The sequence below is a fragment of the Streptomyces sp. NPDC097981 genome (genome assembly GCF_040302565.1).
In the GTDB taxonomy this organism is placed as follows: Bacteria; Actinomycetota; Actinomycetes; order Streptomycetales; family Streptomycetaceae; genus Streptomyces.
This window is the reverse complement of record NZ_JBEORW010000005.1, coordinates 241366-263087: the sequence shown is the minus strand read 5'-3', so window position 1 is coordinate 263087 and position 21722 is coordinate 241366. Positions and strand designations below refer to the sequence as shown.

At 71.1% G+C, this 21722-nt stretch carries 19 protein-coding genes; 7 read left to right on the top strand and 12 right to left on the bottom strand.

Annotation, left to right across the window (positions count from 1 at the left end):
* Positions 1-143: 143 nt before the first annotated feature.
* Positions 144-914, bottom strand: a complete 771-nt coding sequence (gene fabI / locus ABTY04_RS07510; RefSeq protein WP_030300577.1) for an enoyl-ACP reductase FabI — start codon at positions 912-914, stop codon at positions 144-146.
* A gap of 5 nt (positions 915-919) precedes the next feature.
* Complete coding sequence (fabG, locus tag ABTY04_RS07505; RefSeq protein WP_352212381.1) at positions 920-1639, bottom strand: 3-oxoacyl-[acyl-carrier-protein] reductase; 720 nt, start codon at positions 1637-1639, stop codon at positions 920-922.
* A gap of 185 nt (positions 1640-1824) precedes the next feature.
* On the opposite strand from fabG, the gene ABTY04_RS07500 reads away from it, so the two are divergent.
* Genes ABTY04_RS07500 through tyrS form a run of 3 tightly spaced genes read left to right on the top strand, consistent with a single transcriptional unit; the run spans position 1825 to position 6083 of the window.
* Positions 1825-3348 carry a TldD/PmbA family protein gene (locus ABTY04_RS07500; RefSeq protein ID WP_352212380.1) on the top strand — a complete coding sequence of 508 codons (1524 nt, stop codon included), beginning with the start codon at positions 1825-1827 and terminating at the stop codon, positions 3346-3348.
* Positions 3348-4754 carry a metallopeptidase TldD-related protein gene (locus ABTY04_RS07495; protein ID WP_352212379.1) on the top strand — a complete coding sequence of 469 codons (1407 nt, stop codon included), beginning with the start codon at positions 3348-3350 and terminating at the stop codon, positions 4752-4754. Before ABTY04_RS07500 ends, ABTY04_RS07495 begins: the two co-directional genes overlap by 1 nt.
* A gap of 60 nt (positions 4755-4814) precedes the next feature.
* The gene (tyrS, locus tag ABTY04_RS07490) at positions 4815-6083 is read left to right on the top strand and encodes a tyrosine--tRNA ligase (RefSeq protein ID WP_352212378.1); all 1269 of its coding nucleotides are present in this window, start codon (positions 4815-4817) and stop codon (positions 6081-6083) included.
* 61 nt (positions 6084-6144) lie between these two features.
* Here the strand turns inward: tyrS and ABTY04_RS07485 are convergent, their stop codons facing one another.
* Positions 6145-6423 carry a GlsB/YeaQ/YmgE family stress response membrane protein gene (locus tag ABTY04_RS07485; protein WP_352212377.1) on the bottom strand — a complete coding sequence of 93 codons (279 nt, stop codon included), beginning with the start codon at positions 6421-6423 and terminating at the stop codon, positions 6145-6147.
* Between the two features lie 180 nt (positions 6424-6603).
* Between ABTY04_RS07485 and ABTY04_RS07480 the strand changes: the two genes are divergently transcribed.
* Positions 6604-6936, top strand: a complete 333-nt coding sequence (locus ABTY04_RS07480; RefSeq protein ID WP_352212376.1) for a DUF3099 domain-containing protein — start codon at positions 6604-6606, stop codon at positions 6934-6936.
* 146 nt (positions 6937-7082) lie between these two features.
* A complete protein-coding gene (locus ABTY04_RS07475; protein ID WP_352212375.1) occupies positions 7083-7355 on the top strand; it encodes a hypothetical protein in 273 nt (90 codons plus the stop codon).
* Here the strand turns inward: ABTY04_RS07475 and moaA are convergent.
* The 3 genes from moaA to ABTY04_RS07460 form a co-directional block, all read right to left on the bottom strand.
* Positions 7352-8341 (bottom strand): GTP 3',8-cyclase MoaA, encoded by a 990-nt coding sequence (moaA, locus tag ABTY04_RS07470; RefSeq protein ID WP_352212374.1) that lies wholly within the window; start codon positions 8339-8341, stop codon positions 7352-7354. The genes ABTY04_RS07475 and moaA overlap by 4 nt on opposite strands.
* A gap of 177 nt (positions 8342-8518) precedes the next feature.
* The gene (locus tag ABTY04_RS07465) at positions 8519-10150 is read right to left on the bottom strand and encodes a monocarboxylic acid transporter (RefSeq protein WP_352212373.1); all 1632 of its coding nucleotides are present in this window, start codon (positions 10148-10150) and stop codon (positions 8519-8521) included.
* The gene (locus ABTY04_RS07460; protein ID WP_352212372.1) at positions 10147-10512 is read right to left on the bottom strand and encodes a DUF485 domain-containing protein; all 366 of its coding nucleotides are present in this window, start codon (positions 10510-10512) and stop codon (positions 10147-10149) included. The genes ABTY04_RS07465 and ABTY04_RS07460 overlap by 4 nt, the downstream gene beginning before the upstream one ends.
* A gap of 262 nt (positions 10513-10774) precedes the next feature.
* On the opposite strand from ABTY04_RS07460, the gene ABTY04_RS07455 reads away from it, so the two are divergent.
* On the top strand, positions 10775-12316 hold the full coding sequence (locus ABTY04_RS07455) for a S8 family peptidase (RefSeq protein ID WP_352212371.1): 1542 nt from the start codon (positions 10775-10777) through the stop codon (positions 12314-12316).
* Between the two features lie 88 nt (positions 12317-12404).
* Here the strand turns inward: ABTY04_RS07455 and ABTY04_RS07450 are convergent, their stop codons facing one another.
* Genes ABTY04_RS07450 through ABTY04_RS07440 form a run of 3 tightly spaced genes read right to left on the bottom strand, consistent with a single transcriptional unit; the run spans position 12405 to position 15094 of the window.
* Entirely contained in the window at positions 12405-13448 is a 1044-nt protein-coding gene (locus ABTY04_RS07450; RefSeq protein WP_352212370.1) for a zinc-dependent alcohol dehydrogenase family protein, read from the bottom strand.
* A gap of 27 nt (positions 13449-13475) precedes the next feature.
* Entirely contained in the window at positions 13476-14189 is a 714-nt protein-coding gene (locus tag ABTY04_RS07445; protein ID WP_502996571.1) for a lysoplasmalogenase, read from the bottom strand.
* Entirely contained in the window at positions 14186-15094 is a 909-nt protein-coding gene (locus tag ABTY04_RS07440) for a sterol desaturase family protein (RefSeq protein WP_352212369.1), read from the bottom strand. The genes ABTY04_RS07445 and ABTY04_RS07440 overlap by 4 nt, the downstream gene beginning before the upstream one ends.
* 113 nt (positions 15095-15207) lie before the next feature.
* On the opposite strand from ABTY04_RS07440, the gene ABTY04_RS07435 reads away from it, so the two are divergent.
* The gene (locus ABTY04_RS07435) at positions 15208-18300 is read left to right on the top strand and encodes an NACHT domain-containing protein (protein WP_352212368.1); all 3093 of its coding nucleotides are present in this window, start codon (positions 15208-15210) and stop codon (positions 18298-18300) included.
* Positions 18301-18320: 20 nt separating this feature from the next.
* Here ABTY04_RS07435 and ABTY04_RS07430 read toward each other — a convergent pair whose 3' ends face one another.
* From ABTY04_RS07430 to ABTY04_RS07420, 3 genes are read right to left on the bottom strand one after another with little or no spacing between them, the layout of a single operon-like run.
* On the bottom strand, positions 18321-19538 hold the full coding sequence (locus ABTY04_RS07430; protein ID WP_352212367.1) for an amidohydrolase family protein: 1218 nt from the start codon (positions 19536-19538) through the stop codon (positions 18321-18323).
* Positions 19538-20827 carry an amidohydrolase family protein gene (locus ABTY04_RS07425; protein ID WP_352212366.1) on the bottom strand — a complete coding sequence of 430 codons (1290 nt, stop codon included), beginning with the start codon at positions 20825-20827 and terminating at the stop codon, positions 19538-19540. The genes ABTY04_RS07430 and ABTY04_RS07425 overlap by 1 nt, the downstream gene beginning before the upstream one ends.
* A 10-nt stretch (positions 20828-20837) precedes the next feature.
* On the bottom strand, positions 20838-21722 hold the full coding sequence (locus ABTY04_RS07420) for an SDR family NAD(P)-dependent oxidoreductase (RefSeq protein WP_352212365.1): 885 nt from the start codon (positions 21720-21722) through the stop codon (positions 20838-20840).

The window sequence follows — 21722 nt, the reverse complement described above, 5'->3', positions numbered from 1 at the left end:
AAGATCCGGTCCGCGGGCGGGAATCCGATCGGGCGCACGGCCGCGGTCCCCGCGCCCACCGGCACGAACGGCGGCGGCCGCGCCCCCTGGAAGGGAGACGCGGCCGCCGCCGTACGGACGTACCGTGATGTGCCGGGCCCCGGTCAGGCACCCATTGCGTGCAGGCCGCCGTCCACGTGGACGATCTCGCCGGTGGTCTTCGGGAACCAGTCCGACAGCAGGGCCACGATGGCCTTGCCCGTCGGCTCCGGGTCGCTCATGTCCCACTCCAGCATGGAGCGGGAGTTCCAGACGTCCGCCAGGTCCGAGAAGCCCGGGATGGACTTCGCGGCCATCGAGCCGAGCGGACCGGCCGAGACCAGGTTGCAGCGGATGTTCTCCTTGCCCAGGTCACGGGCGAGGTAGCGGCTGGTGGCCTCCAGCGCGGCCTTGGCCGGGCCCATCCAGTCGTACTGCGGCCAGGCGAACTGCGCGTCGAAGGTGAGACCGACGACGGCCGCACCTTCAGCCGGGAACAGCGGCTTGCACGCCATGGTCAGCGACTTCAGCGAGAACGCCGAGACGTGCATGGCGGTCGCGACCGACTCGAACGGGGTGTTCAGGAAGTTGCCGCCCAGGGCGTCCTGCGGCGCGAAGCCGATGGAGTGCAGGACACCGTCGAGGCCGCCGAGCTCATCGCGGACGAGGCCTTCCAGGCGGGCCAGGTGCTCGTCGTTGGTGACGTCGAGCTCGATCACCTTGACCGGCTTGGGCAGCTTCTTGGCGATGCGCTCGGTCAGCGTCGGGCGCGGCCACGCGGTGAGGATGACCTCGGCGCCCTGCTCCTGGGCCAGCCTGGCGGCGTGGAAGGCGATGGACGACTCCATCAGCACCCCGGTGATGAGGATGCGCTTGCCGTCGAGAATTCCGCTCATGGTGATCAGTGACCCATGCCCAATCCGCCGTCAACGGGAATGACGGCTCCTGTGATGTACGCGGCGTCGTCGGACGCCAGGAAGCTCACGGCTGCCGCGATCTCCTCGGGCTGCGCGTAGCGGCCCAGGGGCACCTGGCCCACGATGCCCGCACGCTGCTCGTCGGTGAGCACCTTCGTCATGTCGGTGTCCACGAAACCGGGGGCCACCACGTTGAAGGTGATGTTGCGGGAGCCGAGCTCACGGGCGAGCGAGCGGGCGAAGCCGACCAGCGCGGCCTTGGAGGCGGCGTAGTTGGCCTGGCCCGCGGAGCCCAGGAGCCCGACGACCGAGGAGATCAGGACGACGCGGCCCTTCTTGGCACGGAGCATGCCACGGTTCGCGCGCTTGACCACACGGAAGGTGCCGGTGAGGTTGGTGTCGACGACGGACGCGAAGTCGTCCTCGGACATGCGCATCAGCAGCGTGTCCTTGGTGATGCCGGCGTTGGCCACCAGCACCTCGACCGCGCCGTGCGTGTCCTCGATCTCCTTGTAGGCCTGCTCCACCTGCTCGGAGTCGGTGATGTCGCAGCGGACCGCCAGGACGCCGAGCGCGGTGAGCTCCTGTGGGGGCTCACCCGACCGGTACGTGATCGCGACCTTGTCGCCGGCCTGTACGAAGGCTCGGGCGATGGCGAGGCCGATGCCCCGGTTTCCTCCGGTGACGAGAACCGAGCGGCTCAACGGATCACCCTTTCGACTAGCGGTCTGAGTACCAAAAACCTATAGGCCAGTACCCCCGGGCGGAGAATCGATCTCCCACAGGGCCTTGCGACGGGCTCTGTCGAGTCCCTACAGAAAGATGTAGGCACAGGCGCCCCGAGCGCGACATGATCGAGGCGACCGGCCCCGACCCCGGGAGGACTTCCGTGCCCCATTCCATCGACGCGGCCTTCACCGCGCTGCCCTTGCGGGCGCTCGCCGACGCGGCGCTCGCCCGGGCCCGCGCGCTGGGCTGCGACCATGCCGACTTCCGGCTTGAGCGGATCCGCAGCGCCTCTTGGCGGCTCCGGGACGCCAAGCCCTCCGGCGGTTCCGACACCACCGACCTCGGGTACGCGGTCCGTGTGGTGCACGGGGGCAGCTGGGGGTTCGCCTCGGGCGTGGACCTGACCATGGACGGCGCCGCCAAGGTGGCCTCGCAGGCCGTGGCCATGGCGAAGCTCTCCGCCCAGGTCATCAAGGCCGCCGGTTCGAACGAGCGGGTCGAGCTCGCCGACGAGCCGGTGCACGCCGACAAGACGTGGATCTCCGCGTACGACGTGAACCCGTTCGAGGTGCCGGACGCAGAGAAGGCGGCCCTGCTGGCCGACTGGAGTTCCCGGCTGCTGGCCGCCGAGGGGGTCGCGCACGTGGACGCCTCGCTGCTCGCCGTGCACGAGAACAAGTTCTACGCCGACACCGCGGGCACCATGACCACGCAGCAGCGGGTACGGATCCACCCGCAGCTCACCGCGGTCGCCGTGGACGCCACCACGGGCGAGTTCGACTCGATGCGCACCATCGCCCCGCCGGCCGGGCGCGGCTGGGAGTACCTGACCGGCACCGGCTGGGACTGGGATTCCGAGCTGGAGCAGATCCCCGGCCTGCTCGCCGAGAAGATGCGGGCGCCGAGCGTCGAGGCCGGGCGCTACGACCTGGTCGTGGACCCGTCCAACCTGTGGCTCACCATCCACGAGTCCATCGGTCACGCCACCGAGCTCGACCGGGCGCTGGGCTACGAGGCGGCGTACGCGGGGACCTCCTTCGCCACGTTCGACCAGCTGGGCACGCTCAAGTACGGCTCCTCGATCATGAACGTGACCGGTGACCGCACCGCCGAGCACGGGCTCGCCACCGTCGGCTTCGACGACGAGGGCGTCCGGGCCCAGAGCTGGGACCTGGTCAAGGACGGCACCCTGGTCGGCTACCAGCTGGACCGGCGGATCGCGAAGCTCACCGGCCTCGGCCGCTCCAACGGCTGCGCCTTCGCCGACTCCCCCGGGCACGTGCCCGTCCAGCGGATGGCGAACGTCTCGCTCCGGCCGGATCCGGGCGGGCTGTCCACCGAGGACCTGATCGGCGGGGTGGAGCGCGGCATCTACGTCGTCGGCGACCGCTCCTGGTCGATCGACATGCAGCGCTACAACTTCCAGTTCACCGGGCAGCGGTTCTTCCGCATCGAGAACGGCAAGCTGGCCGGGCAGCTGCGCGACGTCGCCTACCAGGCCACGACCACCGACTTCTGGGGCTCGATGGAGAAGGTCGGCGGGCCGCAGACGTACGTGCTGGGCGGCGCCTTCAACTGCGGCAAGGCCCAGCCGGGCCAGGTCGCGTCGGTCTCGCACGGCTGCCCGTCCGCACTGTTCCGCGACGTGAACATCCTGAACACGACCCAGGAGGCCGGTCGCTGATGCCCTCGAACCACACGAAGCCCCACGAGATCGTCGAGCGGGCCCTCGAACTGTCCACCGCCGACGGCTGTGTCGTCATCGCCGACGAGGAGTCGACGGCGAACCTGCGCTGGGCGGGCAACGCGCTCACCACGAACGGCGTCACCCGCGGCCGGACGCTGACGGTCATCGCCACGGTCGACGGCAAGGAGGGCACGGCCTCGGGGGTCGTCTCACGCTCCGCCGTGACCGCCGGGGACCTGGAGCCGCTGGTCCGGGCCGCCGAGGCCGCCGCACGCGGCGCCGACCCCGCCGAGGACGCCCGGCCGCTCGTCACCGGGACCCCGTCCTCGCCGGACTTCGCGGACGCTCCGGCCGAGACCTCCTCGACGGTGTTCGCAGACTTCGCCCCGGCCCTCGGCGAGGCCTTCGCCCGGGCCCGCGCGGGCGGCCGGGAGCTGTACGGCTTCGCCAACCACGAGCTGGTCTCCACGTACGTCGGCACCTCGACCGGGCTGCGGCTGCGCCACGACCAGCCGAAGGGCACCCTGGAGCTCAACGCCAAGTCCGCTGCCACTGCCGATGGCCGGTTGCTCTCGGCCTGGGCCGGCCGCTCCACCCGGGACTTCAAGGACGTGGACCCGACCGCGCTGGACGCGGAGCTGGCCGTACGCCTGGGCTGGGCGGAGCGGAAGATCGACCTGCCCGCGGGCCGGTACGAGACGCTGCTGCCGCCGACCGCGGTGGCCGACCTGCTGATCTACCAGATGTGGTCCGCCGCGGCCCGGGACGCCGTGGAGGGCCGGACGGTCTTCTCCAAGCCCGGCGGCGGCACCCGGCTCGGCGAGAAGCTCTCCGAGCTGCCGCTGACCCTGCGCAGCGACCCGAACGCGCCGGGCCTGGAGTCCGCGCCGTTCGTGATCGCGCACAGCTCGGGTGACGACGCCTCGGTCTTCGACAACGGGCTCCCGGTCCCGGCGACCGAGTGGATCCGGGAGGGCGAGCTGGCCCGGCTGACCACGACCCGGCACACCGCGGCGATGACCGGGATGCCGGTCGCGCCCGGCTTCGGGAACCTGATCCTCGACGGCGGCGGCGACAAGTCGCTGGAGGAGATGGTGGCCGGCACCGAGCGGGGTCTGCTGCTGACCTGCCTCTGGTACATCCGCGAGGTGGACCCGGCGACGCTGCTGCTGACGGGCCTGACCCGGGACGGCGTCTACCTGGTGGAGAACGGCCGGGTCGTCGGGGAGGTGAACAACTTCCGGTTCAACGAATCGCCGGTGAACCTGCTCTCGCGGGCCTCGGAGGCGGGCCGCACCGAGAAGACCCTGCCGCGCGAGTGGAGCGACTGGTTCACCCGGGCCGCGATGCCCGCGCTGCGAATCCCGGACTTCAACATGAGCTCGGTCAGCAAGGGCGTCTGATCCACCTAGACTGAATCCTTGGCGTAACGCAGTTCCATCATCCGAAGGAGTCGAGAGACCGTGACGGACATCGTCGACGAACTGAAGTGGCGTGGGCTCTTCGCCCAGTCCACCGACGAAGAAGCGCTGCGAAAGGCGTTCGCGGACGGTCCTGTCACCTTCTATTGCGGCTTCGACCCGACGGCGGCCTCGCTGCACGTGGGGCATCTCGTGCAGGTGCTGACCGTACGCCGGCTCCAGCAGGCCGGGCACCGGCCGCTGGCGCTGGTCGGCGGGGCCACCGGGCAGATCGGGGACCCGCGGCCGACCGCCGAGCGGACCCTGAACGACCCGGAGACCATCGCCAACTGGGTGAACCGGCTGCGCGGCCAGATCGAGCCGTACCTCTCCTTCGAGGGCGAGAACGCCGCGGTCATGGTGAACAACCTGGACTGGACGGCGGGCATGTCCGCCATCGAGTTCCTCCGGGACATCGGCAAGCACTTCCGCGTCAACAAGATGCTGACGAAGGACTCGGTCGCCAGGCGGCTGGAGTCCGACCAGGGCATCAGCTACACCGAGTTCAGCTATCAGCTGCTCCAGGGCATGGACTTCCTGGAGCTGTACCGGCGCTACGGCTGCACCCTCCAGCAGGGCGGGTCCGACCAGTGGGGGAACCTCACGGCCGGTCTCGACCTGATCCACCGCCTGGAGCCGCAGGCGCAGGTGCACGCGCTGGCGACCCCGCTGATGGTCAAGGCGGACGGCACGAAGTTCGGCAAGTCCGAGAGCGGGTCCGTCTGGCTGGACCCGGAGATGACCACGCCGTACGCGTTCTACCAGTTCTGGCTGAACGTGGACGACCGGGACATCTCCACCTACATGCGGATCCTGTCCTTCAAGTCCCGCGAGGAGTTGGAGGAGCTGGAGGCACAGACCGCCGAGCGACCGCAGGCGCGCGCCGCCCAGCGGGCACTGGCGGAGGAGCTGACCACCCTGGTGCACGGGGCCGACCAGTGCGCGGCCGTGATCGCCGCGTCGAAGGCGCTGTTCGGCCAGGGCGAGCTGGCGGACCTGGACGGGGCCACGCTGGCCGCGGCCCTGTCCGAGCTGCCGCACGCCCGGGTCGCCGAGCTCGGCCCGGTGGTGGACCTGTTCGCGGAGACCGGGCTGGTGGCGAGCAAGTCGGCCGGTCGCCGGACCGTGAAGGAGGGCGGCGCCTACGTGAACAACGTGAAGGTCACCGCCGAGGACGCGGTCCCCGCCGAGGAGGACCTGCTGCACGGGCGCTGGCTGGTGCTGCGCCGCGGCAAGAAGAACCTGGCGGCGGTCGAGGTCACGGGCGCGTAGTGAGCGCGGCGGAGGGGCCGGTCCGGACGAACGTCCGGCCGGCCCCTCCGGCATGCCGCCCTCAGGTCATCTGCTTCTTGCCGCCCCGGAGGGACATGTAGACCATGTCGCCGAGGGCCACGATGAGGACGGCCCCGGCGAGCTGGAGCAGGTGCCGGGTCCAGTCGATGCCCCCGGTGTGCGCGACGCCGATCCACCCCGCGACGGCGTTGCCGAGGATGGCACCGGCCATGCCGAAGAGGGTGGTCAGCCACAGGGGCTGATGCTGCTTGCCCGGCAGGATCGCCCGGGCTATGAGGCCCAGCACGAAACCGACGATGATCGCCCACAACCATTGCATGTCGAGCCTCCTCGTGGCGCGTCGTACGCGTGTGGGGCCAGTTTCGACCCGTACGGCGTACTGCGCATTTCGGACAGTCCCGTTCACAGGACACCCCCTCTCCTCGTCGCGGGAGGGGCGGCGTACGGTGGGAGGGTCCGGACCGGGGAACGTCCGGCTCGGCGGATCGGGCGGTGGAGCGTGGAGCGGAAGAAGCGGAACGGGGCCGAGGTCTTCCGGATCACCGGAGCTCGGCTGGGCCTCGACGAGGACGTACGGGGACGCCAGCGCCGGTACGTCATCTCCATGTCGATCAGGACGCTGTCGGTCCTGGCCACGGTGATCCTGTGGAACGTGGAACGCCATGTGGCGATCGTGACGCTCATCGCGGGCGGGCTGCTGCCGTACGTGGCCGTGGTCATCGCCAATGCGGGGCGCGAGTCGACCCCCTCGCTGCCCTCGCATTTCATCCCGTCACCTGTGCGTCCGGCACTGGACACGGGAAACCTCAAGAAAAGCTCAGATCAATCATGAAGTTCCGGTGCACCGCACCGGGTCCTGCGTGACATACTGCCTACGCGCTCCGCATCCCCCGTCGGAGCGACGGACCGACGCCGGGCAGCTCCCCCCGTGGCTGCTCGGCGTCGCCTTTCCGTGACGCGGGTTTGTAGGGTTGAGGCGTGAACTCCCCTGACTCTCCCGACTCCGTCCACTCCTCCGCCGGCGCCGAAGCGCCCACTTGCTCGGCCAAGGGCTGCCGCGACGCGGCCGTCTGGGTCCTGGCGTGGAACAACCCGAAGCTGCACACGCCCGAGCGCCGCAAGACCTGGCTGGCGTGCGAGGAGCACCGCGAACACCTCTCCCGCTTCCTGGGGGTCCGCGGCTTCCTCAAGGACGTCGTGAAGCTCGACGAGTGGGTGCAGCCGGAGGGCTCGGAGCGCGAGCGCTTTTAGCCGCCGATCGCGGACATCGGGCGGTCGGGCTGCAGGAAGGACGGGTCGTCGAGGCCGGACCCGGCCTTCTTGCCCCACATCGCCACCTTCCAGAGGCGGGCGATCTCCTCGTCCGGGGCGCCGGAGCGCAGGGCTGCGCGCAGGTCCGACTCCTCGGTGGCGAACAGGCACGTACGGATCTGGCCGTCCGCCGTGAGCCGGGTGCGGTCGCAGGCGCCGCAGAAGGGCCGGGTCACCGAGGCGATCACACCGACGGTGGCCGGGCCGCCATCGACCAGCCAGCGCTCGGCCGGGGCGGATCCGCGCTCCTCGGCCCCTTCCTCGGTGAGCGTGAAACGGGTGCGCAGCGATGTGAGGATGTCACCGGCGGTGATCATTCCGTCGCGCTTCCAGCCGTGCTGGGCGTCGAGCGGCATCTGCTCGATGAAGCGGAGCTCGTACTCGTTCTCCACGGCCCAGGCGAGCAGGTCGGGGGCCTCGTCGTCGTTGAGACCCGGCATCAGGACGGCGTTGACCTTGACGGGGGTCAGGCCGGCGTCGCGGGCGGCGGCCATGCCGTCGATGACGTCGTGGTGCCGGTCACGCCGGGTGAGGGTCTTGAAGACCTCGGGCCGCAGGGTGTCCAGCGAAACGTTTACCCGGTCCAGGCCGGCGGCCTTGAGCGCCTGGGCGGTGCGCTTGAGGCCGATGCCGTTGGTGGTCAGGGACATCCTGGGGCGGGGGTCCAGCGCCGCGCACTGCTCGACGATCCCGACCAGGCCGGGGCGGAGCAGCGGCTCGCCGCCGGTGAAGCGGACCTCGGCGATCCCCAGCTGCGTGACGGCTATCCGGATCAGCCGGACGATCTCTTCATCGCTCAGCAGGTCCGATTTCCCGAGCCACTGCAGACCCTCCTCGGGCATGCAGTACGTGCAGCGTAGATTGCACCGGTCGGTGAGCGAGACGCGCAGGTCAGTGGCCACACGGCCGTAGGTGTCGAGAAGCATTTCGAGCCCCCTCCCCTGTCCGGTTCGTAGAGGTTTGCGCCGTTTTGAATAAACGCCCGGCGCCTTAATCGAGCCTACGCGACGGCCGTGACTCGTAGGGATGCCCGAATGAACGAGACACGCCGTGGCCGTGTCGTAGAGAAGTACGACGCGGCCACGCTGCGCGTATGGAGTATTTCAGTGAGCCCCGGTTCCGGTAAGGGAGCGGACCTCCAGTTCCGCGAACTTCCGGGGGTCGGCCTCCTCCTTGGACAGGACGGTTCCCAGCCAGCCCAGCAGGAAGCCGAGCGGGATCGAGACGATGCCCGGGTTCTCCAGGGGGAACCAGTAGAAGTCGGCGTCCTTGAACATCGAGGTCGGCTTGCCGGAGACGACCGGGGAGAAGAGGACCAGGACGACCGAGGAGACCAGGCCGCCGTAGATCGACCAGAGGGCGCCCCGGGTGGTGAACCGCTTCCAGAACAGGCTGTAGAGGATGGTCGGCAGGTTGGCGGAGGCGGCGACCGCGAAGGCGAGGGCGACGAGGCCGGCGACGTTGAGGTCGCGGGCCAGGGCCCCCAGGCCGATGGCGACGGCGCCGATGACGACGGTGGACCAGCGGGCCGCCCGGACCTCCTCCTGCTCGGTCGCGTTGCCCTTGCGGATCACGTTCACGTACAGGTCGTGGGCGAAGGAGGAAGAGGAGGCGAGGGTGAGCCCGGCCACCACCGCGAGGATGGTGGCGAACGCGACCGCGGAGATCACGGCGAGCAGGACCGCGCCGCCCGTGGAGCCCGCGCCGCCGCCGAGTTCCTGGGCGACGAGCGGGGCCGCGGTGTTGCCGGCTTTGTTCGAAGCGATGATGTCGGTGCGCTTGAGCAGGGCCGCGGCGCCGAATCCGAGGGCGATGGTCATCAGGTAGAAGGCGCCGATGATGCCGATGGCCCAGTTCACGGACTTGCGGGCGGCCTTGGCCGTGGGGACCGTGTAGAAGCGGATCAGGATGTGCGGCAGGCCGGCGGTGCCGAGGACCAGCGCGATGCCGAGCGAGACGAAGTCCAGCTTCGTCGTGGCGTCCTTGCCGTACTTGAGGCCGGGCTCCAGGAACTTGGCGCCCCGGCCGCTGTTCTCGGCCGCCTTGCCCAGCAGGTCGGAGATGTTGAAGTTGAACTTCAGCAGCACCAGGAAGGTGATGAGCAGGGCGCCCGCGATGAGCAGGACGGCCTTGATCATCTGCACCCACGTGGTGCCCTTCATCCCGCCGATGGTGACGTAGAGGATCATCAGGACGCCGACCAGCGCGACGACGGCGACCTTGCCTGAGTCGCTGGTGATGCCGAGGAGCAGCGAGACGAGCACGCCCGCGCCGGCCATCTGGGCGAGCAGGTAGAAGATCGAGACCACGATGGTCGAAGTGCCGGCGGCGGTGCGGACGGGCCGCTGGCGCATCCGGAACGCGAGGACGTCGCCCATCGTGTAGCGGCCGGAGTTGCGCAGCGGCTCGGCGACGAGCAGCAGGGCGACCAGCCAGGCCACGAGGAAGCCGATGGAGTAGAGGAAGCCGTCGTAGCCGAAGAGCGCGATGGCGCCCGCGATGCCGAGGAAGGACGCGGCGGACATGTAGTCGCCGGAGATGGCCAGGCCGTTCTGGAAGCCGGTGAACTGGCGGCCGCCCGCGTAGAAGTCCGCGGCGTCCTTGGTCTGGCGGCCGGCCCAGATCGTGATGACGAGGGTGGCGACGACGAAGAGCCCGAACAGGGTGATGATCAGCGGCCGGTGCTCGGTGGCCCCAGCGGCGGTGTTCGCCGCGAGGCGGAGGGTGTCGCTCATTCGCCGGCCTCCATCCGCGCCTTGATGGCCGCGGCCTTGGGGTCGAGCTTGGCGGCGGCGTGCCGGGAGTACAGCCACGCGATGAGGAACGTCGTCGCGAACTGGGCGAGGCCGAGCACGAGGGCGACGTTGATGTTGCCGAAGAGCTTGGTCCCCATGAAGCCGCCGGCATAGTTGGACAGCAGGACGTAGAGCAGGTACCAGGCGATGAAGGCCACGGTGAGCGGGAACGCGAAGGAGCGGTAGGAACTGCGCAGTTCGGCGAATTCGGCGCTCTGCTGGACGGCGCCGAACTCTTCGGCCGTGGGGCTCGCCGTGGGTGTTCCCGCGCTGCCGTGCGGCGGCGCTGCTTCGGTGGTCACGGGGGGCTCTCCTTGTGACGCGGGTGCGGTGGGGACGACGGACAAAACAACCTCCGTGTGGGGGGACGGTGGCGCTGAATCCCCCCGGACAACGGCACGGCCGGCGCGTCGGGACGGTTCAACACCCGCCGATTCTTTGAAAACTGATTCCTCGAACCAATGGCGGAAAGACGAACGGCGGCACTAGGTTCACGTGTCATGAACCCGTCGTCCTGCGCGACCACGCGCGGACGGCTTCTTTCACGGATGATGTGGAGAACCCATGGCTCATCTGGGATCCGGTCGTCGGCGTGTCGCCGTACCGATCGGCCTGGCGCTCACCGCCTCGCTCGCCTTCCTGCCCTCGGTCGCGGCCTCCGCGGCCCCGCTGGGCAACACGTCGGGTGCGGCGACCGCGGCGAAGCCCGACACCACGGGCCCGAAGCTCTCGTACGTCGCGAACCTGAACACGTACGCCACGGTGAACGCCGCGAAGAAGGCCATCGAGCGGGCCGGCGGAACGGTGGTGACGTCCTATGAGCAGATCGGGGTCGTCGTCGCACACTCCCAGAACCCGGACTTCGCCAAGCAGCTGCGCGCCCAGCGCGGCCTGTTCGTGTCGGTCGGCGCCACCCGGACGGCCCCCCTCAAGACGGTGCAGACCACCGAGGAGGGCACGACGCAGAAGCTGAGCGCGGCGGACGCCGCCAAGGCGGCGGCCACCGCCACGGACGGTCAGGAGCCGCTGGAGCCCAACCAGTGGGACCTGCGGGCGATCAAGGCCGATCAGGCGCACAAGATCAACGATGGCAGCCCGGACGTGACGGTGGGCGTCATCGACACGGGCGTCGACGACACCCACCCGGACCTCGCCGCGAACTTCTCCAAGGGCCAGTCGGCCAACTGCGTCGGCGGCGTCGCGGACACCACCGAGGGTGCGTGGCGCCCGTACGCCGACGGCAGCGACCACGGCACGCACGTGGCCGGGACCATCGCGGCCGCGCGCAACGGCGTCGGCATCGCCGGTGTCGCGCCGGGCGTGAAGGTCGCCGCGATCAAGGTGAGCGAGCCGGGCACCAGCCTGTTCTTCACCGAGGCGGTCGTCTGCGGCTTCATGTTCGCCGCCGAGAAGGGGATCGAGGTGACCAACAACAGCTACTACGTCGACCCCTGGCTCTACAACTGCAAGGCGGACGACGACCAGAAGGCGCTGGTGGAGGCCCTCGGCCGGGCGACCAAGTACGCCGAGCGCAAGGGCGTGCTCAGCGTGGCCTCGGCCGGCAACTCGAACCACGACCTGGCATCGAACGCGATCACCGACGCCACGAGCCCGGACGACGGCACCCCGGTCACGCGCACGATCGACCCGCACGTCTGCCTGGACATTCCCACCCAGCTGCCGGGTGTCGTCACGGTGAGCGCGACCGGTGACCAGGGCTTCAAGTCGTACTACTCCAGCTTCGGCCTGGGCGTCGTCGACGTCGCCGCTCCCGGTGGCGACAAGTGGCAGGTTCCGGCCACGCCGGACGCCAACGGCCGCGTGCTGTCGACCCTGCCGGGCGGCGGCTACGGCTACAAGCAGGGCACCTCGATGGCCGGACCGCACGTGGCGGGCGTGGCGGCGCTGCTCAAGAGCGCGCACCCGACGGCCACGCCCGCGCAGCTCCAGGCCATGCTGAAGGCCCAGGCCACGAAGGCTGCCTGCCCGGAGAAGGTCTACGACGGCACGGGCGCGCTGGTCGACGCCACCACCTGCCAGAGCAAGTGGGGCCAGACCGGCTACTACGGCTACGGCGTGGTGGACGCGCTGAAGGCCGTGAAGTAGCCGCTCACCCGCGGATACGCGCCGGTATGCGCGCAGGGGCCGGCCGGGGATCGTTCCCCGGCCGGCCCCTGCGGTCGTTCCCGGCCCGTCAGGGCTTGATCAGCACCTTCAGCGCGCTGCGGTCGTCCATCGCGCGGTACCCGTCCGGGACCTCGTCCAGGGACACGGCCCGGTCGAAGACGGGCGCCGGGTCGATCGCGCCGCTCAGCACGTCCTCCAGCAGCTCCGGGATGTACGCGCGTACCGGGGCGACGCCACCGCGCAGGGTTATGTTGCGGTCGAACATCACGCCGAGGTCGAGGCCGGTGCCGCTGCCGTGCGGGACGCCGACGTAGCCGACGGCCCCGCCGTCGCGGGTGATGTTCACGGCGGTGCGCATGGACTGCTCGGTGCCCACCGCCTCGATGACGGCGTGCGCGCCCTGCCCGCGGGTGAGCTCGCGTACGGCCGCCTCGGCGGCCTCGCCGCGCTCGGCGACGACGTCGGTGGCCCCGAAGAGCTTGGCGATGTCCGTACGGGCCGTGTGCCGGCCCAGGGCTATGATCCGCTCGGCGCCGAGGCGCTTGGCGGCGAGGACGCCGCACAGGCCGACCGCTCCGTCGCCGACGACGGCCACGGTGGAGCCCTTGCGCACGCCCGCGCCCAGCGCGGCGTGGTGCCCGGTGCCCATGACGTCGGACAGGGCGAGCAGCCCGGTCAGCAGGCTGTCGTCGGAGGCCGCGTCGGCGGGCAGCTTCACGAGGGTGCCGTCGGCGTGCGGGACGCGGACTGCCTCGCCCTGGCCGCCGTCGTGGCCGACCGAGCCCCAGAAGCCGCCGTCCACGCATGAGGTGTACAGGTGCTCGGAGCAGTAGTGGCAGCTGCCGTCGGACCACATGAAGGGCGCGACGACGAGGTCGCCGGCCTTCAGGCCGGACACGGCCGGGCCGGTCTCCTCGACGATGCCGAGGAACTCGTGGCCGATGCGCTGGCCGGGCTGGCGTTCGGCCTCGCCGCGGTAGGCCCACAGGTCGCTGCCGCAGATACAGGCGCGCAGGACGCGGACGACGGCGTCCTCGGGGCGCTGGATCGCAGCGTCGGGCACCTCCTCCACCCGGATGTCGTGCGGGGCGTGGATGACGGTGGCGCGCATGGTGGTGCAGCCCTCCGAAGGGTTGGTTCAGTCTTGTATGACTTCCCTACGGTACGCCTGCATGGTGGCGATCGTGCCCACGGCCAGCAGGTACTGGGCCGCGACGTACGTGGCCATGATCCAGAAGTCCGGGCGGGGCAGCTGCGGCCACTCGGCGACCCCGGTGGCGATCAGCGTGTCGGAGAGCAGGAACAGGGCCCCGCCGGCTCCCGCCGCCCGGCCGAGGGCACTGGAGCGGTAGGCCATGGCGGTGAGCAGCAGGCTGTAGCCGGCGACGGGGATCCGCAGGGCGGCGGGCAGGTCCGTCCACAGCAGCGCGACGGTCCCGACGAGCGCGAGGGCGTACACGCCTCCGAGCGCGGGGCTCGTCCTGCCCCGGCCGAAGAGCACGAGGTAGCAGACATGCCCGGCGGCGAAGGAGCCCATGCCGACGAGGAAGGCGGGCTCGGCGTCGGAGAGCAGGGCCAGGTCCCCGCCCCACCCGAACAGCAGTGCCGCGATCAGCAGCCGGGGGGCCCGGCGGGTACCCCCGCGTCCGTGGAAGCAGGCGTACGCGACGAGCAGCGGCATCAGCAGCGGCTTCGCGAGGACGTGCCCGAGGTGCCAGCCGGCCAGCAGCGAGCCGAGGTCGAGGGCGGTGACGGCGGCGAAGGCGCCGAGCAGGATCCGGCCGGCGGTCCCGTCTGCGGCGGCCGCCGCCGGGCGGGCCCACGAGGGCGTACGGGACTCGGTGGCGCTCACGCGGCCTGCTCCGACACCTTGGCGGGCCCGGCGGTCTCGGCAGCGGAGGTCTCGGCAGCGGGAGCGGGGGCGGGCTGCGCGGGCTGCCAGCCGGGACCGCGGAAGACGCGGCCGGCGCGCTCGCGCCAGCTGCCGGCGGCACGGACGTCGCGGGCGATGGCTGCGTACTCGTGGGTGGCGACCCGCAGCGGGTTGTGCGTGCTGATGTTCTTGGTGAGCCCGTAGACGGGCTTGTCGGTCTCCCCCACCCACGAGCCGAACATCCGGTCCCAGACGATCAGGATGCCGCCGAAGTTGCGGTCCAGGTAGCCGCCCTGCGAGGCGTGGTGGACGCGGTGGTGGGAGGGGGTGTTGAAGACGAACTCGTAGGCGCGCGGCAGCTTCCCGATGCGCTCGGTGTGGACCCAGAACTGGTAGAGCAGGTTGATCCCGTAGCAGAACGGGATCGCGGCCGGGTGCACGCCGAGGGCGACCATCGGCAGGTAGAACCACCACGTGGTCGCGCTGGTCCAGGGCTGGCGCAGGGCGGTGGTGAGGTTGAACCGGCGGCTGCTGTGGTGGACCACGTGGCAGGCCCACAGGATGCGGATGACGTGGTGGAGCCGGTGCTGCCAGTAGTAGAGGAAGTCCTGGGCGAGCAGCATCAGCAGGGCGGTCCACCACAGGAACGGCACGCGCAGCGGGGTCAGTTCGTAGACCGCCGTGAAGACCGCGACGACCGGGATCTTCCAGAGCAGGTCGAAACCGATGCTGCCGAGCCCCATGGCGACGCTCGTGACCGCGTCCTTGGTGTCGTAGCCGGCGGCGTCCTCGTCGGGATGGAGACGGTAGCTCACCACCTCGATGACGGTGAGCAGCACGAAGGCGGGTATGGACCACAGCACGACATCGGGCAGGTTCGGCATGTCCGCACCATAGAGCGGGTTCGAGGGCTCCGCCAGAGGTTGTTACCGATCGGTATCCATCGGGGTTACCGGCGGTTCGCGCGATGATGGCCGGGCCAGGGGGAGGGCAGGGGATGACGGGCTTCGAGACGGTCCTTTTGAAGGTGGCGGGAACGGCGGCGGGGGCGCTGGTGAAGTCCCTGCTGGGGCGGACACCGGGGGCGGGACTGGCGGTGGACCCGGCGCATCCGGCGGCCCGCTGGCAACGCCCGGAGGAACTGGGCGAGCCGGAGGTCCGCCGGCTGGCCCGCGTACTGGCCGCGCGCCTGGGCGAGGTCTCGGGCCGCCTGCCGGAACACGAGCGCCTGGCGGTGGTCGACGCGGTGGGCGATGCGTTCGCCGCACTGGGGACGCTCGACGCGCAGACCCTCTTCGCGGCGGACCTGGACCCGGCGGCCCTGGCGGCGATGCTGCTGCCGCCGCGCGGCGCGGCCCTGAGCGAGGCGGCCGAGTCCGTCTACCGCGACCTGGTCGCGCTGTGCTGCGCGCACGCGGTGGAGTACACGACGACCCTGCCGGGCTTCGGGGCCCGCGCGGAGGTGGAACTGATCCGCCGCACCGGCGAGCTGACGCGCGCCGTGGAGCGGCTGAAGGAACGCGAGGACGGTGCGGCCTACGCGTTCGAGGAGCAGTACGCGCGCTACGTCGCCGAGACCCACAGCCGCCTCCAGCTGTTCGGCCTGACCTTCGGCCAGACCCGCCAGGAGTGGCCGCTGGACCTGGCGTACATCAGCCTGGCGGTGACGGGCGATCAGCTGCTGGAGGAGCCGGGCCGCCACTCGGCGATGAAGACCGAACTGGCGTTGGGCAACTCCGAGCGCGTCCTGCTGCGCGGCCCGGCAGGTTCGGGCAAGAGCACCCTGGTGCAGTGGCTGGCCCTGAACGCGGCCCGACGCAGCTTCAAACCCGGCCTGCGCCGCTGGAACACACTGGTCCCCTTCGTCCTGCGGCTGCGCTCGTTCAACTCGCCCGAGGGCCTGCCGATGCCGGAGAACTGGCTGCGCTCCTCGGGCGTGCCGCTGCGGGCACCGGACGGATGGGTCGAGAACCTGCTGTCCGAAGGGCGGGCGCTCGTCCTCGTCGACGGCGTCGACGAAGTGCCGTCCAGGCTCCGCAGCCGCACGGAGGAGTGGCTCAGATCCCTGCTCGCGGCCTATCCCCGGGCCCGCTACGTGGTGACCACCCGCCCGTCGGCGGTCCCGGAGGACTGGCTGACCGGGCAGGCCTTCTCCCTCATCTCGCTGCTGCCGATGGAGCGTGCCGACGTCAGCGCGTTCATCACGCACTGGCACGACTCCGCCCGCGCGGAGTGTGGCTCCGCGGAGGAGCGGGACAGCCTGGACCGGTACGAGAAGTCGCTGATCCAGTCCGTCGGTGCCCGCCGCGACCTCGGATGGCTGGCCTCGAACCCCCTCATGTGCGCCCTGCTGTGCGCCCTGAACCGGGACCGCCGCATGCACCTGCCGAGGGCACGCAAGGAGCTGTACGACGCCGCCCTCGACATGCTCCTGGTACGACGGGACACCGAGCGGGACATCTCCGGCGTCGAGGGGGTGTACCTCAGCAGGGACGAGCAGACCCTGCTGCTCCAGCGGCTCGCGTACTGGCTCATCCGCAACGGCCAGGTGGAGGCGTCCTGCACGGAGGCGGAGGAGATGGTGGCCGAGTGGCTCGGCGCCATGCCCCAGGTACGGGCGCAGGCCGGCGCCGAGCAGGTGTTCCGGCACCTGCTGATCCGCAGCGGGCTGCTCCGGGAGCCGGTGCCCGGGTCGGTCCACTTCGTGCACCGCACCTTCCAGGACTACCTGGGGGCCAAGGCGGCCGTGGAGGCACGGGACTTCGGCGTGCTGGTGGGCAACGCCCACGAGGACGCGTGGGAGGACGTGGTCCGCATGGCGGTCGGGCACGCCCGCCCCGAGGAGCGCGCGCGCCTGCTCCGGCAGCTGCTGCGGCGGGCCGACAAGGTCAAGCGGGACCACAGCCGGCTGGTCCTGCTGGCCGCGGCCTGCCTGGAGCACGCACCGGAACTGGACCCCGCGGTCTGGCACGAGGTGGAGGCGCGTACGGCGCACCTGCTGCCGCCGCACTCCGTGGGGCAGGCCGAGGAGCTGGCCAAGGCGGGCGAGCTGGTCCTGGAACTGCTGCCCGGCCCGGCGGGCCTGGACGAGCAGCAGGCCGCCGCCGTCATCCGTACGGCCGCGCTGGTCGGCGGGGAGCGGGCGCTCCAGGTCATCGCCGGTTTCCGCAGGGACGACCGCTACGAGGTGGTCCACGAGCTGTCCGACTCCTGGGGGCGGTTCCCCACCGACGCGTACGCGGACGCGGTCCTGGCCGACGCCCCAGTACGCGTCGGGCACCTGCACGTCCGCACGCAGGAGCAGCTGGCCGTGCTCGGCCGGATGCCGCACATACAGCGGGTCCACCTCACGTGGAACGGCGCCGTCCCGCCGGAGATCTCCGGGCGGCGGGATCTGGAGTGGCTGGTCATCCACCGCAATCCGACCCTGACCGATCTCGCACCACTGGCCGGGCATCCGACGCTGCGGCACCTCGGCGTGCTGGACTGCCCGGAGGTCGCGGACATCGAGGCGGTCGCGGGGCTGGCGGCGGACAGCCTCGCCTTCGGCTACCTCCGGGAGGGGCTCTCGCTGGCCCCGCTGGCGGCGGTCGACGGGCTCAAGTCCCTGGTCATCGGGTTCGAGCCGGCGCAGCGGTGGATCGGGGACGTCCCGGCGGCCGAGGGGCTGACGTCCCTGGCCCTGTGGCAGGGCGTCCGCAGGATGACCCTCGACGGGATCGAGCGGTGGCCGGGGGTGAAGGACCTGACGATCGCGGGCAGCCTGCAGTACCGGCAGCTGGTCCGCTCGCTCCCGCTCCCGGGGCTCGGCTCGCTGCAGATCCGGCACGCCTCATCCGTGTCGGTCGCGGCTCTCGTGCCGTACCAGCACCTGACCGAACTCGTGCTGATCAGGTGCGCGTTCGAGGGGACGCTGGAGCCGCTGACCGAGCTGCCCGGGCTACGGCTGCTCGTCCTGCGCGAATGCCTCGGAACGCCGGACCTCTCGCCATTGGCGGACGTGGACGGGCTGGTCGTCGAGGTGGACCGGCGCACGAGCGTGGTCGGCACCGAGCGGATCCCGCCGGAGCGGCTCGTGTACAAGAGCTGAGCCGCCCCGGCGGGCCCCGGTCACCAGACCCGGACCGAGCCCCCGCGGGCGAAGGCCGGGCTGGTGGCCTCGGGCGGGATCTCCGTCAGGGGCTGTGCGATCTCCGAGACCAGGGGGCCGTGCTTCGCGGCCAGCGCGTCCAGCAGGGACAGGTCGAAGCCGTACACACGGGCCGCGTTGCCGCCGGCCATCGCGGCGACCTCGTCCCTCGGGAGGCCCGCGTACGCGATGCGCAGGCCCTCGCGGGAGAACGGGGTGGTGCCCTCGTCGTGTGGGTAGTCGCTGCCCCACATGATCTTGTCGAGGCCGATCCGGTCCCGCAGCGGGACCTCGAGGGGGCGCATGAAGCTCGCCCCCACGAAGCAGTTGTCCCGCCAGACCTCGCTCGGCCCCTTGCCCATGGATTCCGCCAGGCCCGCCCCGAACTTGGCCTCCGCCGTGGCCGAAGCCGCGACCAGGCGGCCGTGGTAGTAGTCCAGCATCTCCATGACCCCGGGGATCCAGCCGGAGCCCTGCTCCGTCAGGACCAGTTTCAGGCCGGGGTGGCGGCGGAAGGCCCCGCCGAAGATGAGGTGCCACAGGGCCCGGTGCGAGAACCAGGTCGTCTCCACCATGAAGACGGCCCGGGCGGCGGGTTCGTCGCCGAGCGGCGGGGATGCCGAGCCGCCGTGATGGTTGACCGGGACGTCCAGCTCGTCGCACACCGCCCAGATCGGGTCGTACGCGGCCGAGTGGAGCTCGGGGACCGTGGAGCCGGGCGGGACGCCGGGCAGCAGGATGCCGCCCGTCAGACCGGCCTCGCGCGTGCGGCGGATCTCCTGCACCGCCGCGTCCACGTCGTTCAGCAGGATCTGGACCACGCCCGCCCGGCGGCCCGGCGCGTCCGCGCAGAAGTCCGCCAGCCAGCGGTTGTGGGCCTGGAGCCCGGCCCAGCGCATCGCGTACTCCGCGGCGGTCGGGGGCTGGGCCATCAGGGAGGCCTTGGGGAAGAACGGCGGGATGGTGTTGGGGAAGACGACCTCGGCGACGATGCCGTCCGCTTCCAGCTCGGCCAGCCGTCGCGCCGAGTTCCAGTTCCGGTCCGCCGTGTCCGCGAGGAGGTCCTCGTACGGGTTCACGTACGTGGCGGCCCAGGCGTCGAACTCCTCGTGGTACCGCTTCTCCAGGTACGGCTTGTAGTCCAGCAGGTCCGCACCCGCGTGGCAGTCCGCCGAGACGACCGTGTAGCGGTCTTCCATCACGACACCCCCAGGGACGGGAAGTCGTGGCCCGTGAGCCAGTGGCGGCCCGTCTCGCGCGAGCGGGCCCACGAGGCCTCCACGGAGGCCTGGCCGGCCGGCTGGCCGAGCTCCGCCGGGCTCGGGCCGATGCGGCGGGCGATCGGGGTCAGCTTCTGCGTGTCGAAGCCGAAGACGTCCGCCGCGGCCAGGCCCAGCATCCGGCGGGTCTCGCCGACCGGAATGTCGTGGAAGGTGCTCTTCAGCCAGCTGCGGGTGTCGGGCCAGGTCCCCTCGGGGTGCGGGAAGTCGGAGCCCCAGAGGATGTTGTCGACGCCGATCTCGTAGCGCTGGGCCAGCTCGCGCCGCTTGGTGTTCGTCGCGCAGACGAACACCTGGCGGTCCAGGTACTCGCTCGGCGGGCGCTTCAGCTCCTCGAACGGCGACAGCTTCTTGCCGCCGTGCGCGCCGAGGTACAGCCGGTCCATGAACCACAGCTGGTTCGGCAGCCACCAGCAGCCCGACTCGGCGACGCCGAACTTCAGTCCCGGGTGCCGCTCGAAGACCCCCGACCAGAGCAGGAACCACAGCGGGCGGGCCGGCCACCAGGTGACTTCGGAGACGAAGATGCCCAGGTGGTCGCCGTACTCGTGGCGGGGCGAGGACCCCGAGTGGGTGACGATCGGCATCTGCGTCTCGGCGGCCGCCGCCCACACCGGGTCGTAACGGCGGTCGTGGTACGGCGCCTTGTCCACCCACATCGCGGGGATCATCAGCGCGCCGAGCCCGGACTCCTTGGCCCGGTGGATCTCGGCGACGACCTTCGACGGTTCGCCCGTGATCGGCAGCAGGGCGACGCCGCAGTGCCGTTCGGGGGTTCCGGAGACGAACTCCGCCAGCCAGCGGTTGTGCGCCCGCGCGCCCGCCATGCCGAGCTCGGGGTCCTGGTCGCCGGAGAGCCCGAGGCCCACCCCGAAGGGCGCGGCGGTCTGGCTGTCCACGGCGTCGGCGTCGGGGAAGACGACCTCGGCGGCCACCCCGTCGCCGTCGAGTTCCTTCAGGCGCTGCCCCGTGTCCCAGCCGCCCTTGAGCCCCTCCTCGTGGTCGTGGAACCACTTCTCGGCGAAGGCCTCGTTGCGGACGCCGAGGCGGGTGGCCTCGGCGCGGCGGGCGTCGCGCTGGCCGAGGAACTCGTCGAACTCCGGGTGGAAGCGGGAGTCGAGGTAGGGGCGGTACTGCTCGGTGGGCAGGCCCGCGTGGCAGTCGGAGGAGATGATCAGATACGGGTCTTCGTACTTCTCGTCAGGCACGGCGGGCCCCTCAGTCGAGGATGAAGCTCTCCAGGTAGGCGGGGTTGGCGCGGTCGAGCATCGACTGCGACCGGGCGCGGATCTGCCGGTCGCTGTGCTCGCTCGCCGGGAGCATCCAGAAGCGGTCGGCGCGGATGCCGTCGACGACGTGCTCGGCGACCTCATCGACCGGGGTGAAGTCCACCTCGTGGCCGGCCTTCCTCATCGCGGCCTCGTACTGGTCGAGGCTGCGGTACGGGGTCCTGCGCGGCCGCTCCTTCGCGTACCGCTCGGGCCGGTTGCGGTGCGACTCCCACAGCCCGGTGCGCAGCATGTGCGGTCCGGGGAAGAGGACGGACGCGCCGACCGACGCGCGCTCCGCCTTGAGGTGGGCGTAGAGCGACTCGGTCATGGTGACCACGGCCGCCTTGGTGACGGCGTAGACGGAGGCGGTGGGCAGCGGGGCTATGCCTCCGTCGCCGGAGGAGGTGTTGACGACGTGGCCGGGGGCGCCGCCGGCGATCATGCGCGGGACGAAGGCCTGGATGCCGTGGAAGACGCCCCAGACGTTGACGGAGAAGGCCCATTTCCAGTCGTTGGGTTCGTGCTCCCACATCCGGCCCTCGGCTCCGGAGCCGACGCCCGCGTTGTTGCAGAGTACGTGCACCGCGCCGAAGGTGTCGTACGCGGCATCGGCCAGTGCGGTCACGGAGTCGCGCTCTGCGACGTCGACGGGCCGGGAGAGCACCCGGGCGCCGTCGGCGGCCAGCTCGTCGGCGGCCTTGCGCAGGGCCCCCTCCTCCACGTCGGCGAGGACGACCTTCAGTCCCTCGGCGGCGAAGCGGCGGGCCATCGCGAGGCCGATGCCACTGGCGGCGCCGGTGACGACGGCCACCTGTCCGGGTTCGAGCCGCAT

Coding starts and splice junctions, on each gene's coding strand:
- ABTY04_RS07420 (WP_352212365.1), bottom strand. CDS start 21,722: ATGCGGCTCGAACCCGGACAGGTGGCCGTCGTCACCGGCGCCGCCAGT.
- ABTY04_RS07430 (WP_352212367.1), bottom strand. CDS start 19,538: ATGGAAGACCGCTACACGGTCGTCTCGGCGGACTGCCACGCGGGTGCG.
- ABTY04_RS07450 (WP_352212370.1), bottom strand. CDS start 13,448: ATGCGCGCCACCGTCATCCACGCCCCGCACGACATCCGGGTGGAGGAG.
- ABTY04_RS07485 (WP_352212377.1), bottom strand. CDS start 6,423: ATGCAATGGTTGTGGGCGATCATCGTCGGTTTCGTGCTGGGCCTCATA.
- ABTY04_RS07440 (WP_352212369.1), bottom strand. CDS start 15,094: ATGCCGAACCTGCCCGATGTCGTGCTGTGGTCCATACCCGCCTTCGTG.
- fabI (WP_030300577.1), bottom strand. CDS start 914: ATGAGCGGAATTCTCGACGGCAAGCGCATCCTCATCACCGGGGTGCTG.
- moaA (WP_352212374.1), bottom strand. CDS start 8,341: ATGCTTCTCGACACCTACGGCCGTGTGGCCACTGACCTGCGCGTCTCG.
- ABTY04_RS07465 (WP_352212373.1), bottom strand. CDS start 10,150: ATGAGCGACACCCTCCGCCTCGCGGCGAACACCGCCGCTGGGGCCACC.
- ABTY04_RS07495 (WP_352212379.1), top strand. CDS start 3,348: ATGCCCTCGAACCACACGAAGCCCCACGAGATCGTCGAGCGGGCCCTC.
- ABTY04_RS07435 (WP_352212368.1), top strand. CDS start 15,208: ATGACGGGCTTCGAGACGGTCCTTTTGAAGGTGGCGGGAACGGCGGCG.
- ABTY04_RS07455 (WP_352212371.1), top strand. CDS start 10,775: ATGGCTCATCTGGGATCCGGTCGTCGGCGTGTCGCCGTACCGATCGGC.